This is a genomic window from Rhizobium altiplani, assembly GCF_001542405.1.
GTDB classification, from domain to species: domain Bacteria; phylum Pseudomonadota; class Alphaproteobacteria; order Rhizobiales; family Rhizobiaceae; genus Rhizobium; species Rhizobium altiplani.
The window spans coordinates 125,396-138,363 of the sequence record NZ_LNCD01000082.1 but is presented as its reverse complement, the minus strand read 5'-3'; the positions used below and the strand labels follow the sequence as shown (position 1 = coordinate 138,363).

General features: G+C 58.0%; 12 protein-coding genes. 5 read left to right on the top strand and 7 right to left on the bottom strand.

Annotated features, from left to right (window positions below; all coding sequences use genetic code 11):
• Positions 1–104: 104 nt before the first annotated feature.
• Together AS026_RS18245 and AS026_RS18240 are read left to right on the top strand one after the other, a co-directional pair.
• Entirely contained in the window at positions 105–1,682 is a 1,578-nt protein-coding gene (locus tag AS026_RS18245; protein ID WP_082728553.1) for a carboxylesterase/lipase family protein, read from the top strand.
• Between the two features lie 348 nt (positions 1,683–2,030).
• Positions 2,031–2,669, top strand: coding sequence for a response regulator transcription factor (locus tag AS026_RS18240; protein ID WP_025661145.1), 639 nt, complete (start codon positions 2,031–2,033; stop codon positions 2,667–2,669).
• 56 nt (positions 2,670–2,725) lie between these two features.
• On the opposite strand, the gene AS026_RS18235 is transcribed toward AS026_RS18240, so the two are convergent.
• Complete coding sequence (locus AS026_RS18235; protein ID WP_062370874.1) at positions 2,726–3,364, bottom strand: response regulator transcription factor; 639 nt, start codon at positions 3,362–3,364, stop codon at positions 2,726–2,728.
• A 325-nt stretch (positions 3,365–3,689) separates the two neighbouring features.
• Here AS026_RS18235 and AS026_RS18230 point away from each other — a divergent pair, with 325 nt between their 5' ends.
• On the top strand, positions 3,690–4,454 hold the full coding sequence (locus tag AS026_RS18230) for an SDR family oxidoreductase (protein ID WP_025661147.1): 765 nt from the start codon (positions 3,690–3,692) through the stop codon (positions 4,452–4,454).
• 33 nt (positions 4,455–4,487) lie between these two features.
• Here the strand turns inward: AS026_RS18230 and AS026_RS18225 are convergent, their stop codons facing one another.
• From AS026_RS18225 to AS026_RS18200, 6 genes are all read right to left on the bottom strand, one after another.
• Positions 4,488–4,925: a hypothetical protein gene (locus tag AS026_RS18225; protein WP_025661148.1), complete on the bottom strand. Its 438-nt coding sequence runs from the start codon at positions 4,923–4,925 to the stop codon at positions 4,488–4,490.
• 76 nt (positions 4,926–5,001) lie between these two features.
• Positions 5,002–6,606 carry an MDR family MFS transporter gene (locus AS026_RS18220; protein ID WP_062370873.1) on the bottom strand — a complete coding sequence of 535 codons (1,605 nt, stop codon included), beginning with the start codon at positions 6,604–6,606 and terminating at the stop codon, positions 5,002–5,004.
• A 60-nt stretch (positions 6,607–6,666) separates the two neighbouring features.
• Positions 6,667–7,830, bottom strand: a complete 1,164-nt coding sequence (locus tag AS026_RS18215; protein WP_062370870.1) for an HlyD family secretion protein — start codon at positions 7,828–7,830, stop codon at positions 6,667–6,669.
• Between the two features lie 73 nt (positions 7,831–7,903).
• Entirely contained in the window at positions 7,904–8,662 is a 759-nt protein-coding gene (locus AS026_RS18210; protein WP_062370868.1) for an SDR family oxidoreductase, read from the bottom strand.
• A gap of 107 nt (positions 8,663–8,769) precedes the next feature.
• Positions 8,770–9,180, bottom strand: coding sequence for a cupin domain-containing protein (locus AS026_RS18205; protein WP_062370866.1), 411 nt, complete (start codon positions 9,178–9,180; stop codon positions 8,770–8,772).
• A gap of 260 nt (positions 9,181–9,440) precedes the next feature.
• A complete protein-coding gene (locus tag AS026_RS18200) occupies positions 9,441–10,928 on the bottom strand; it encodes a mechanosensitive ion channel domain-containing protein (RefSeq protein WP_062370863.1) in 1,488 nt (495 codons plus the stop codon).
• A 305-nt stretch (positions 10,929–11,233) separates the two neighbouring features.
• Between AS026_RS18200 and AS026_RS18195 the strand changes: the two genes are divergently transcribed.
• Both AS026_RS18195 and AS026_RS18190 read left to right on the top strand, forming a co-directional pair.
• Positions 11,234–12,112, top strand: coding sequence for a DMT family transporter (locus tag AS026_RS18195; RefSeq protein WP_062371015.1), 879 nt, complete (start codon positions 11,234–11,236; stop codon positions 12,110–12,112).
• A gap of 98 nt (positions 12,113–12,210) precedes the next feature.
• A complete protein-coding gene (locus tag AS026_RS18190; RefSeq protein ID WP_025661155.1) occupies positions 12,211–12,918 on the top strand; it encodes a hypothetical protein in 708 nt (235 codons plus the stop codon).
• Positions 12,919–12,968 lie beyond the last annotated feature (50 nt).

The window sequence follows — 12,968 nt, the reverse complement described above, 5'->3', positions numbered from 1 at the left end:
GGTGCGTTAGCACAGCATTTGTCGTGAGCGGATGAACGCTTTTTGATGTCGCCAGAGGCGAGTATTTTTACCTGCAGACCGTCAGAATCTGGTGATTGGAGGGGATGGTGCCCGTAGACCGCAGTAGCAAATTCTTGCTCGTTTTGGCGGTCGCAACGTGTCAGATGATCTTTGCACCAAGAACTGATGCTGCAGACGATACCGTTCAAATCGACAGCGGAATGCTGCGAGGTGAGACGACAGGCACGGTCATTAGCTTCAAAGGCATACCCTACGCCGCTCCGCCTGTTGGTAATCTGCGATGGCGCAATCCAACACCGGTGTCGAAATGGAATGGCGTCAGGGAATCGCGGAACTTCGGTCCCTCATGCGTGCAGGCCGATGATTTGCCAAAGTCCGAGGACTGTTTGACTCTCAACATCTGGACACCAGTCAAACGTTCCAGGACACCGCTTCCGGTTATGGTTTGGATACACGGCGGCGCTCTTGTACACGGGAATACCCTTCAGTACCCCGGCGACCAGCTCGCCGCGCAGAGAGTTGTGTTCGTCAGCTTGAACTACCGCCTGGGACGGTTGGGTTTCTTCGCTCATCCTGGGCTCATAGAGGAATCTCCTGATGAACCGGTCGGTAACTATGGTTACATGGACCAGCTTGCAGCCTTGAAATGGGTGCAACAGAACATCAAGGCCTTCGGCGGCGATCCGAAGAGGGTGACCATATTCGGAGAGTCAGCAGGCGGCGGCTCGGTGATGGCTCACATGGTGTCGCCTTTGTCGCGAGGGCTCTTCCAGGCAGCCATTTTGCAGTCGCCGGGCGCTCCCACGGCGCGTGCCCAAAGCTTGCCGCTGTCATCGCTGAAGCAAGCGGAGAAAGCCGCGTTGGACTTTGCCGACTCTCTCGGAATCACTGGCACCGATTCCGGCGCTCTCGCAGCGCTCCGGGCGCTACCTGCTGAAAAGCTGACCGAGGGTGCATCGGCACCAGAGGCGCTGGCGGGAATGTCGACAAGCAAGCCGGTCATTGGCATTTCAGGACCTATCCTTGATGGACGGTTTTTGCTCGAAACGCCCGAGGCGGCCTTCGCAGCAGGACGTCAAGCGCCAGTGCCCGTCATTGTCGGAGCGAATAGTCGTGATCTTGGTATCGGCCAGGCCGCGACGAAAGACGACCTGTTCCAGATATTCGGGAAGGCTGCGGCAGAGGCTCGCGCGCTTTATGATCCCGGGAACCGAGAGACGCTCGAAGAGCTCAGACAGCAGCTTTTCGCAGACAAGACGCTCGTTGAGCCGTCTCGCCATCTCGCTGACGAGATGATCCGAGCAGGTCAGCCGACCTGGTGGTATCGCTTCTCCTATGTCGCCGAGGCGCTGCGCGATGATCCGAAATGGAAAGGCACTCCGCACGGCTTTGAGATTCCGTATATGTTCGACATCCCAGCCGCATTGGTGAAAGACAGGGTTACGCCTGCCGACTGGGCCATGGCCGCACTTGCGAGTGGCTATTGGGTCGATTTTGCAAGAAAGGGCGATCCCAATGGTGGCTCACGGCCATATTGGCCCATCTACGACCCCAATACCGATAAACTCATCAACTTCACCAACGACGGCGCGATCGTAGGGCCCGATCCGCTGAAGCCCAGGCTCGACCTCTGGCAAAGATATTGGAACGAGCAGAACTGAGGCTGCGGCGCCTAAATGCGCGAAACACCTACTCAAAATGCTATTCTGGGAGGCCGGCGCAGCGCAGTCCGTCAAGGAAACGTTGCCGATCGGCGTCGTATTTGTAGGCCAGCCTCTTGCCCCATTCCGCTCCATATCCCGCACTCGAAACTGTCCATCGTCCCACTATAACAGAAGGTTCAGGCCTGTTGCTATTTCCGGTTCCTCCCGTTTCCAAGAGGATAGCCACCAGCAAGGCCCGCGGTGCAGAAAGCGCTCGGAGCTTCCTCATGCGACATTCGCTTACTTGCCTGCGAAAATTGCGATGGCTAATATACCATGAGCAAATGAGCTGTCCGGGGGACGTTCATGGCCAATCCTACTATGCAGACAGGCGAACCTCTGGTTCAGCAGACCGTCCATGTGGTGGAAGACGACGAGCAATTTCGCATTTCACTCATTGATCAGCTCGAGTCACTTGGAATTCACGCCTTGGGCTTCGATGCGGCCCTCGATTTCTTCAGCCAAGCTTCGCAGGATGCGGGTGGCTGCATTCTTCTCGACGTGCGACTGCCCGATCTGAACGGCATCGAATTCCAGAAGGAACTGAAGACACGTGGATATGACCTTCCCGTGGTTTTCATGACTGCACACGGGGACGTGACGACAAGCGTCAATGCCATGAAGGCGGGCGCTGTGGACTTTCTGCCAAAACCGTTGCAGCGACACGAGGTTGTCGAGGCGATCAAAACGGCGTTCACCATCGATCGGGAGCGGCAGACCCAGCGAGCGTATCGCAAAGAAATACTGGAGCGAGCTGCCACCCTCACCCCACGCGAAGTCCAGATCATCGGACTCGTCGTGAGCGGGTTGATGAACAAGCAGATCGCCTTTGAACTCGGCATCAGCGAGATCATGGTGAAGCTCCATCGTGGGCGTGCCATGAAAAAGATGCGGGCGGCGTCCCTGGCGGAGTTGGTTCGGCAGTTCGAATATCTCAGCCATTAGTATTCTGCGCTGGAGGCTGACGGGTGTTCCGGCGTCGTCGTTTCGTACCCGCCGGATCAACGGGTCTGGAGCTTCTCGACTCTGCGAACAAGGTCGGCAAGAGAGCGAGCCTGCATCTTTCGCATCACGCTCATCCGATGGAGCTTCACAGTCATCTCGCTGATCCCGAGTTCAAAGGCGATCTGTTTGTTCATAAGCCCACTGACAACGGCAAGCGTGACCTCATGCTCTCGCGGGGTCAGCGTGTCGACCAGTGACCGGACATGAGCCTGTTCGGCTTCAATCTTTCGTCTTTCGCCATCCAGTTGAATTGCGTGATCCACGGCATCGAGTAGATCCCGGTTGACGAATGGCTTCATGATGAAATCGGTGGCTCCCGCCTTCATGGCTCTGACGCTCGCCCGAACGTCCGCGTGGCCGGTCAGAAATATCACGGGCATCCTGCTTCCCATGCTGATGAGTTCGCTTTGGACATCCAAGCCGCTGCCTTCGGGCATTCGAAGGTCGACCACGACACAACCGGGCGCGGTCGTGTCAACAGTCTTAAGGAAATCAGGACCGGTGGAGTAGGCAGAGGCGCGCCTGTTCGTGATCATGAAGAGATCGAGCAAAGACTCCCGGATCTCCTTGTCGTCGTCGATGACGTGAACGATAGGTTCGGCGGATAAATCCGCCTTCGTTGCCAGGCTTTCCATGATCTCACCTCGACTAAAAGGCGAACGCTCACCAATCGCACTCCCGATGTTGAAGGGCCGGTTCCCGCTCGCCCCTCCCGTGATGGGTTCGCCGCTCGCGGAATTGTGCTCACCGCCAACTTATCACGAGTTAGAGATCCTGGGATGGTAAACCTTGGTTTACGTCTCGGGGGCGACCTAGGGAGCCGCAACGACCGGCGACAGTGCCGGCCCGATCACCCCAAACCTTGGTTTGCATTGACCTTCTTCGACCAACAACCGAACCTAACAGCACCCCAAAAATCGAGACGGATCGAATGAGACAGCAAACTACGAGGGGCATGAGATGAAGATCGCGGTTATCGGCGCAACCGGCATGATGGGATCCAAGATCGCTCGCATCCTTGAACGCGATGGATTCGACATCACAAGAGCCTCTACGAGCACAGGCGTCAACGCCTACACGGGTGAAGGCGTGGAACGTGCACTGTCCGGAGCAGATGTCGTCATTGACGTGACGAATACCGGATCATTCGGAGAGACAGATACACTCGACTTCTTCAGGAAAACAAGCGGCAACCTTCTGTCCGCCGCGAAAGCTTCCGGAGTGACACACTACCTTGCGCTGTCGGTTGTTGCTGTCGATCGACTGGTGGAGAACGACTATTTTCGCGCAAAGCTGGTGCAGGAAAACCTGATACGAGCCTCCGGGTTGCCGTTCACGATTGCACGCTCGACGCAGATGTTCGAGTTCTTCAATGGGATTGTCGATGCAAGCGCCGTGGACGAAACGCTGAGAGTGCCTTCTGTTCGTGTCCAACCGATAGCTGCCGACGAAGCGGCTGGCGCGATTACCAACTTGGCGACCGCGAAGCCGTCGAACTCAATTGTTGAGATCGGCGGCCCTGAAGCTTTTGAACTGGTGGAAATCGCGCAGGAGCTTCTTACCGCCGCGGAAGACCCCCGTCCGGTCGTCCTCGACCCTACTGCCCGCTATTTCGGCGTTGCCCTCTCGAAGGACGGCCTTCTACCCTCTTGCATCATCGCAACAGGGACGCTTTCCTTCCACGAGTGGCTGTTCACGAGCATGTCCGTGCAAGATGTCGCGTGAGAGATCACGGGAAATTCGCGGTCTCGATGGACGCTACCCCTGCCTCGTGCGGAGACGCTCGGCGTAGTTCGCATCCAGATGTCCGACACTGACCGGTAGGAGGTTCTCGTAACCTTCGCGCAACTCGCTTTCGTCGAGCCATCCTTTGCCGGTGGGATCGAGCTTGTTCCAATACTGCTCGGCGGTTGCAGGATCGAACACACGATTGTCGATCTTCGCAAGGCGTGCCTGTGAATCCATGTATTCGCTCTTGGTGACAGTGCTGTCCTTGTTGCTGTCGGCCCAATCGAGCTGCTGTTTGGTCAGGCGCGCGTAAAAATCATCGATGAGCTGATCGTCCGAACGAACGGCCGGGGCCTTGGGCGCCGACACAACTTGCAGCTTCTCGTCGGAAACAGACGGCGCTTTACGCGACGTTGGCATCATGAGGCTGTAGACCGAACTATCAGAATTTACTCGCACGTTTTTCATTCCTCCATATCGACGTGATGTGGAAGATAAGTTGCAACTTCAGCTTGCTCCAAGCTTACACAGTCGGCTGTAGCAGTCAGTGCGCCCCACCCTCGGAGAGCTGGCCGGGCTTCTTCAGCAGGAGCGAGGCAAGCAAGGCCACGACGAGTGCCACCCCCAACAGGAAGAAAGTATCGCTAAAGGCCATGATGTTGGCCTGTTTCCTGATTCTGAGCGCGATCGCGACAACGGCCTTGTGTGTTGCCGTTGCTTGGTCGCTGACGCCGTGGCTCATGAAATAGGCCGTCAACTGCGCGACACGATTACGAGTCGCCTCCTCAAAGGCGCTGACCGCATTGGTCAGAATGTTGGAGTGAAATTGCTCCCTCTTCGTCAGGAAAGTCTGCAGGGAAGCAATTCCGACAGCGCCGCCGAGATTGCGCATCATGTTGAACAGAGCAGACGCCGATCCGGCGTTCTGCTCTTCGATACCCGCTGTTGCAATCGCCGAAAGCGGCGTGAAGACGAGCGCCTGTCCGACCGCACGCACGACATTCGGCCAGAAAAGCTGGTCGCTTCCATAGTCAGCGGTCATATAGACATTCATGAAGTTCGAAGCCGCAAATAGACTGAATCCGACGACGATCAGCAAACGGACGTCGAAGACCTTCATCATCCGCGGTACAAGCGGGATGAGCAGAAGCTGCGGTATGCCCGTCCAGGCAAGAACGGCCCCGATCTGCTCCGAATTGTATCCTTGAACCCGTGAGAGATAGATCGGCAGGATGAAGGCCGAACCGTAGAGTGCCATTCCCAGCAGAAAATTGGCAACGACACCGAAACCGAAATTGCGGCGCAGGAGCAGCCGCAGGTTCAGAAGTGGGTGAGCCGACTTTATCTCGATGATGAGAAACAGCGTAAGCGACACCACGGCAATGACCGATAGCCGAACGATGAAGTCGGATCCGAACCAGTCTTCCTTGTTCCCTTCCTCGAGCACCGTTTGCAAGGCTGCCAATCCAACGGCCATCATCACGATGCCCGGCCAGTCGCCCTTGGCAAGCAGACCCAAATTCATCGGGGCGGGCTCCAGAGATACGAAGAGCATTGCAATCATGAGCAATCCCGGAACCAGATTGACGTAGAAGATGAACTCCCAACCGTAGTTTTCCGTCAGGTAGCCCCCGATCGTCGGTCCTATGGCGGGAGCAAAGGTTGCCGACAGCGCAAACAGCGCGAGGCCGATCGGTTGCTTGGGTTTCGGCAACAACGTGATGATGATGGTGAATGCCATGGGGATGAGGACGCCGCCGGTAAAGCCCTGGATCGCGCGCAGCACGATCATCTGTTGCAGGTTAGCTGCAAAGGCACAGGTAATCGAGAAGACCAGAAACAGGGCGGCGTTGACTAGGAGATAGGTGCGGACAGAAAAGACGCGCGCCAGCCAGCCCGTGAGGGGAATAACGACAATCTCGGCGATCAGATAGGAGGTCGATATCCACCCTCCATCGTCCTTCCCGGCTCCTATGGCTCCCTGGATGTCTGCCAGTGATGCGTTGACAATCTGAATGTTCAGGACGGCCATGAACGCGCCGAGCGTTGAGCCGACCACCGCGCACCACATCCGAAAAGCACTCAGCGCGGGCTCGGCCGATTTCGCAAACTGCTGATTGCTGTTGGCAGGGACCAGAAGAGTAGCCATGAGACCTCACTCCTTCGGGCTTCCAATGACTGCCGATCACGACCATGGAAGCACCGATCCTCATATTCCTTCCGACATCCGGGTGGCCTTGGTATCCACTTCAGGCTCCACCGACATTCCGGACCGGAGCTTGCCGGCGACACCCTCGTCATCAATGAGGATCTTGACCGGAATGCGCTGCACGATCTTGGTGAAGTTTCCGGTCGCGTTGTCGGGTGGAAGCAACGAAAATTCCAGGCCGCTGGCGGGCGAGATGCTGTCGACGTGACCCTTCACCGTAAGATCCGGAAAGCTGTCGACCCTGATCTCGACGGTTTGGCCGGGGCGAACGTAAGTGAGTTGGGTTTCCTTGAAGTTCGCGACAACATACACGGCATGGAGCGGAACCACCGCCATGAGCTGGGTGCCGGACGAGACGAACTGGCCAACACGGATCGACCGCGCACCAACGGTTCCGTCGACTGCTGCAACAATGCTCGTGTAGGAAAGGTTGAGTTTGGCCTGCTGGACGGCCGCCTCGGCTCGATCTCGCTGGGCTACGATCTGGTCGCGTTGTGTCCTAAGGACTCGCACTTTGTTCTGTGCGGCAACAAACGCGGCCTGATCGCGCTCTACCGCTGCAGACGCCTGATCCAGTATGGACTGGCTCTGTTCGGCGCGCGACAGAGTACCGGACCCATTTGATGTCAGCCGCGCATTTCGCGCCGCATCGGATTTTGCAAAGTTGTAGGATGCTTTCGAGACATCGACTGAGGCCCTCGCCTGCTCGATCACGGATGCCTGAAGTTCAATCTGCGCATCCAGGTTGGCAATGGCGGCCTCCGCACCTTGCAAGTCTGCGCGTGCCGAGTTGAGAGCGATCTGGAAATCGCGATCATCGATTGTTGCGAGAACCTGACCGGCTGTGACTGGGTCATTGTCGCTGACCCGCACGTCCTTGATATAGCCGGCCACTTTGGGGGCGACGGTCGTGTAGTCGGCCTTCACGTAGGAGTTGTCGGTAGACTCGATGAAGCGCCCGACTGTCCAATAGTAATGGCCGTATCGAACACCAAACGCCGCGCCTGCTAGCAGGACCAAGGCGAGAGATAGTCTCTTCCAGAGGCTCCTGTTCGACTTCGCTGGCACTGTCGGCTTCAACGTATCGACAGGGGTCCCATCGGTGGTTCCTCTGTCAGTCTCGGCGGTTTTCTCGAAGGTATCCTGGCGAGGCAGTTCGACCATCTTCCTTCTCCCGGCAATCTCCCGCGTTCAAAAACGCAGGCCCGGCGGCGGGGTGCCGCCAGGCCGCATCTGGTCAGGCAGCAGCCTGGGGACGTTGTGCAAACCACGTTTTGACGTCCAGCTTGCCAAGCTTGGCTGGTCCGAGAGGAACCAAGGACTGGGCATCGACTAGCGAACCGAAGTACCTGGCCTGGGGATCGACGACGACCGTTCGCTTGTCGCCGATTGCGGTGAGATAGCCCTTAACGAAATCACTCAGGGGCTTCTTCTCAGGCCCTGCGATTTCGATGGTTCGGTTCTCGGCAGCACCAGAAGCGGCCTCAGCGACGAAGCCTGCAACCTCGTCCGCAGCAATTGGCTGGAACGCGCCGTGTGAAACGTGGACCGTCCCATCGACTGTGGCGCTATCGGCGATCCCGCCCAGGAATTCGAGGAACTGGGTGGAGCGGACGATGGTGTATGGGATGCCACCCTTCTTGATGAGATCTTCCTGAGCAACCTTGGCCCGGAAGTAACCGTTCTCGGGCGATCTCTCGATGCCAACGATGGAAAGCGCGACGTGGTGGCCGACGCCTGCCGCGCGCTCTGCTTTGAGCAGGTTTGTTGTGGAACTTTGGAAGAACGAGAGAACGGCACTCGGCTCAAATGACGGCGAGTTGGTGACGTCGAGTACGACGTTCGCGCCGGCAAGTACGTCGCCGAGTCCCTCGCCTGTGAGTGTGTTGACCCCGGTCGACGGGGACGACTGCACTACATCGTGTCCCTGCTTGCGCAGGCGCTCTGCAACTTTCGTTCCAACGAGGCCCGTGCCTCCGATGATGACGATTTTCATGGTTCTATTCCTTGAGGGTTGGATATCCACCGAGGACATCTCAGGTTTTGAGATTGAGGCAGTAGCAGGCGGCACTGCCGTCGCCTCCTGCCACCCCACCGCAACGGCTACTTGTCGGGGGTCGTCAGCTCCGTCTCGGTCGTGTCGACGACGAAGACGGCAAGAATCTTCGCAGGCTTCGTGTTGCTCGCATTCGCGCTGACCTTATGGTGATCGCCGGAGACCTCGATCCAGTTTTCACCGGTCTTGTAGACCTTGACCGGGCCATCGTTGACCTGGCTCTTGATGCTGCCTTCGATCACGGTGGCGTAAATGAAGGCGCTTTTGGCGTGTGTATGCGAGGGATTGGAGCCGCCTGGACCGTATTCGACGAGCACGCCGCGCACGCTTTTTCCGGGTACGTTCGGGAGCACATGGTCGAATACGATTGAGACCTTGGCATTGTGGGGTTTATCCGCGGCTACGGCAGGCACAGCCATCAGCGCTGCCCAAAGCAAGCCACTTGCGAGCCTTCGCATGGCATTTCTCCTTCGTTGACGTCATTGATTGTGACCGAAGCCGATCCTATGCGACGGGCATGGGGCGCAATAGATATACGAAGGTTTGCCAAATCTATACGAAGGTTTGCCGAACCGACCGCGCCGGTTTGGGCCGATCCGATGGGCCGCCTGACTCTTGCCGCAGAGCGAACATGACCGGGCACGCCAGCGCGGATACCCGACCGCGGTGTCAAAAACACACTAGGCTTCGATTGGGATGGGGGCGCCTCGATCGAGCCTCAAGGGTTCAGGTGTTCCCGGTGCACGCGAAAAATCGACCGAATTCCTTTGAGCAAATCCAGTCTGCGCCGCTCATTGTGGATTGTCGGTACGCCGGAATGCACCCCGAACCCTTCGCGATGAGCAAGATGGGCAGCCAGGTCTTCGGCGAGTTCCGGTCGTTCACGCAGCAGCGGCGCAAAAGCAGTCTGGTCGATCTCATAGACGGTTACGCGCGTTACGGCATAGAGCCCATGTTGCTCTGCCAAGCCGGCGAGCGATCCCTGTTCCCCGAAAAAGTCTCCAGGGGCCAACCGCGCCACTTCCTCGTCACCCTTCCTCATTGCGATGATGCCCGCGCGTACGATCATGAGGCTGGCGAGACGACCCCCTTCCTGCGCGATTTCGGCCCCCGGGGAAAAGGTTCGTCGGCTGGCGGACGCGGCGAGGACATCGCGCTCTTCCTGGCTCAGCAATGAGAAGATCGAAATGGCGTCGATGAGGCTCTGCGCCGGGGGCATCGCGGGACGCAGCGCGCTTCTTAGGTAGTCTCCTGCAAGTGGGCTTTCCGGGGGGAACGCCAACTGCAGGCCGTTCGCCTTGCAATGACGATATACGAGGTCGATGACTTCGGTTCGCGCTGCACCGCGTTGTGCCGGGCTGGTGACGCGAAATTGCAGTTCGACAGTCACTGCGCTGCCGTCAATGCCGGCAAGCACGACGTTTGGGGGCGGCTGCTTCACGATGAGGTTGCAGCTGTCGAGCACGGTGCGCATCACTTCGACAATAGTTCGGGGCATGTGTGTCGGGGCAACCCGTATCGACAGGTCGATTTGATGGTTCTCGTCCGGCCGGCTAACATTCGTCAGCCCCAGCTTGGCCAGGACGCTATTGGGCAGCACCACGATGTTATGAGCGCCTGTCAAAAGGTAAGTCGAGCGCCAGTTGGTGGCGACAACACGTCCCTCGGTGCCATCGCTCAAGTAAATGAAGTCTCCGATGACATAGGGGCGCCCCAGTGTGAGAGCGATGCCGGAAAATACGTCGCTCAAGGTGCTCTGTAGGGCAAGACCGAGAATGATGGCGATGACGCCAGAGGTTGCCAGCAGCGTTCCGATCGGCACGCCGAAAACAAACGCCATGATGGACAACAGCACCCCGAGATAGACGAGTGCGACGACGAGATCCTGGATCAGTCTTGCCTCTCGTGGTCGCCCGTCCAGGACGATGTAGATACGAACGAAACCGATCACGGCCCAAGACAAATGGACCCACCAGAGGATCTTGGCCGATACCATCAACGCGTTGGCGCCGTTTAGGTCCGCGGGGTCGAAGCGGAACGGCACAATGCGAGCGTAGGCGAGCACGGCCGTCATTGAGAGGAAGACTGCGATCTGAACGATCAGGCGCTGGGTCGGGTGTCCCTGTCCCTGCATATGCCAAATGACAATCCCAGCGAGCCCCATCACACTGATAAGCAGCGGCAGCAGGTGAACTTCCTGACCCATCACGATCCCACAACGAAAAATTCTGACCCCATGCGCCGATCTAGCGGCGCACATGTCACGCGGCGGCTCAGCGCGACAGTCGAACATAGGCCGACGATGCGAGCGCGACTACTACACCAAGGTTTACCCTTACGACGATAACGGCGCATCGTTCGCGACCTGCTGAGTGCTCATTGGGTTGCAACGCGCCCTCCGCCCCCTTCACCCGCACCGTGACTTTCTATATAGCCGCTTGGACCAAATATAGAATCTCACGGATGCGCAATCCTCCCGAACACCAGAATCCCCTCCAGGGAATGGCCCTGATGGCAGGCGCGATGCTCGTGCTGCCGACGATGGATGCAATCGCCAAATACATGGCGACCGTCGAGGCGATGTCGCCCGGCCAGGTGACATTCTACCGCTTCTTCTTCCAGCTCGTGTGCACGCTGCCGTTCCTTTTCGCGGTATTCGGCCGCAAGGCGCTTCACGCCAAGCGCCCGTGGATGAATCTGTTGCGCGGTGCCCTCCATGGGGCGGCGAGCCTGCTCTTCTTCGTTGCCGTGAAATATATGCCGCTCGCGGACGTATTCGCGATCTATTTTGTCGAGCCCCTCATGCTCACGGCGCTGTCGGCTATCTTCCTCGGTGACAGGGTTGGCTGGCGTCGGTGGATGGCGATTGTCGTTGGGTTCGGTGGCGCGATGATCGTCATTCAGCCGAGCTATGAGATCTTCGGCCTGAAGGCGCTGTTGCCCGTCTTCTGCGCCTTCCTGTACTCGCTTTATCTCTTCATGAACCGGGCGATCGGCATTGCTGACTCCCCGCTGACCATGCAGACGATGGCTGGTATCGGCGGCACCGTGTTCATGGCTGTCGCGTTGATCGTGGGTAATGGACTCGGCGTCGGCGATTTCCATCCCTCCTTGCCCTCCTCGGCATTGGGACTTGTTCTGCTGCTGATCCTCGGGACGATTTCGGGCTATGCCCATATGGTTGTCGTCCGAGCCTTCCGGCTCGCACCGCTGTCGCTGCTCGCACCCTTCCAGTATTTCGAGATCATTTCAGCAACAGTACTCGGCTACGCGCTCTTCGGCGATTTTCCCAACGTTTCGAAGTGGATCGGCATCCTGATCATCGTCGCGTCCGGTCTCTTCATCATCTGGCGGGAGCGTGTGCAGGCGCGATCGTTAAAAACGTCATGACTATTTGAGCGCGCCATTAACACTGCTTCTTGAGGGATCATCAATTCGCTCGCAGTAGAAGGGCCCTTCGGCCTCATGATGAGGCTTGGAGACAAAAGATGAGCGAATTCCGTCTCGCTTTTCCGGCATGTGTGATTGCCGGGAAGCATCAGCTGACCACCGAAGACATCGGTCTGCTGCGCAAGCATACCTTCCCGGAAGGCATCCGGACCGCCGACGACGTTGTCGCCATGTTGGCGCTGAACAATTCCTGCCCCGCAAAATGCCCGGAGTGGAACTCCTTCTTTGTGGAGCAACTTGCTGGCTTCATCGTCAACTATAGCTACCCTCAGGGGTCTCTCGACGAGATCAATGTGGCCTGGCTCATACGCATGGTCGCGACCGACGGCGTGGTCAATTCGGAGCTCGAGCTCGAACTGGTTCTGCACGTGATGGAGATCGCGGTAAACGTGCCGGATGAGTTGCGCGCCTTTGCCCTCGATCAGTTACGTCTTGCGCTGGCGGAAAACGTCGGCGGCTATCGGCTATCGCGCGCAGTGGATCGAAAGGGCATCACGCGACAGGATATCGATTACATGATGCGGGTTCTCCGCGGCATAAGCGATGCCGGCGTTATCAGTGCGCCGCCCCTCACTTGGGGTGTTATGATGCGGATCGCGGAGGCAACGCTGCCGGCGGGAAATCATCCGCGTTGGGCCGACATTCTCTCGGCGCTCCAACTCGCGGATTATGCCGAGGCCCCACGCCGCAGCCGATGGCTGAGGATCGTCGATGACAGTTTCTGCAACGAAACCGCCGTGGCCTGAGACCCGCCGATATTCTTTCGGCTGATTGTGCGTTCCGGGGTTTTATGCGT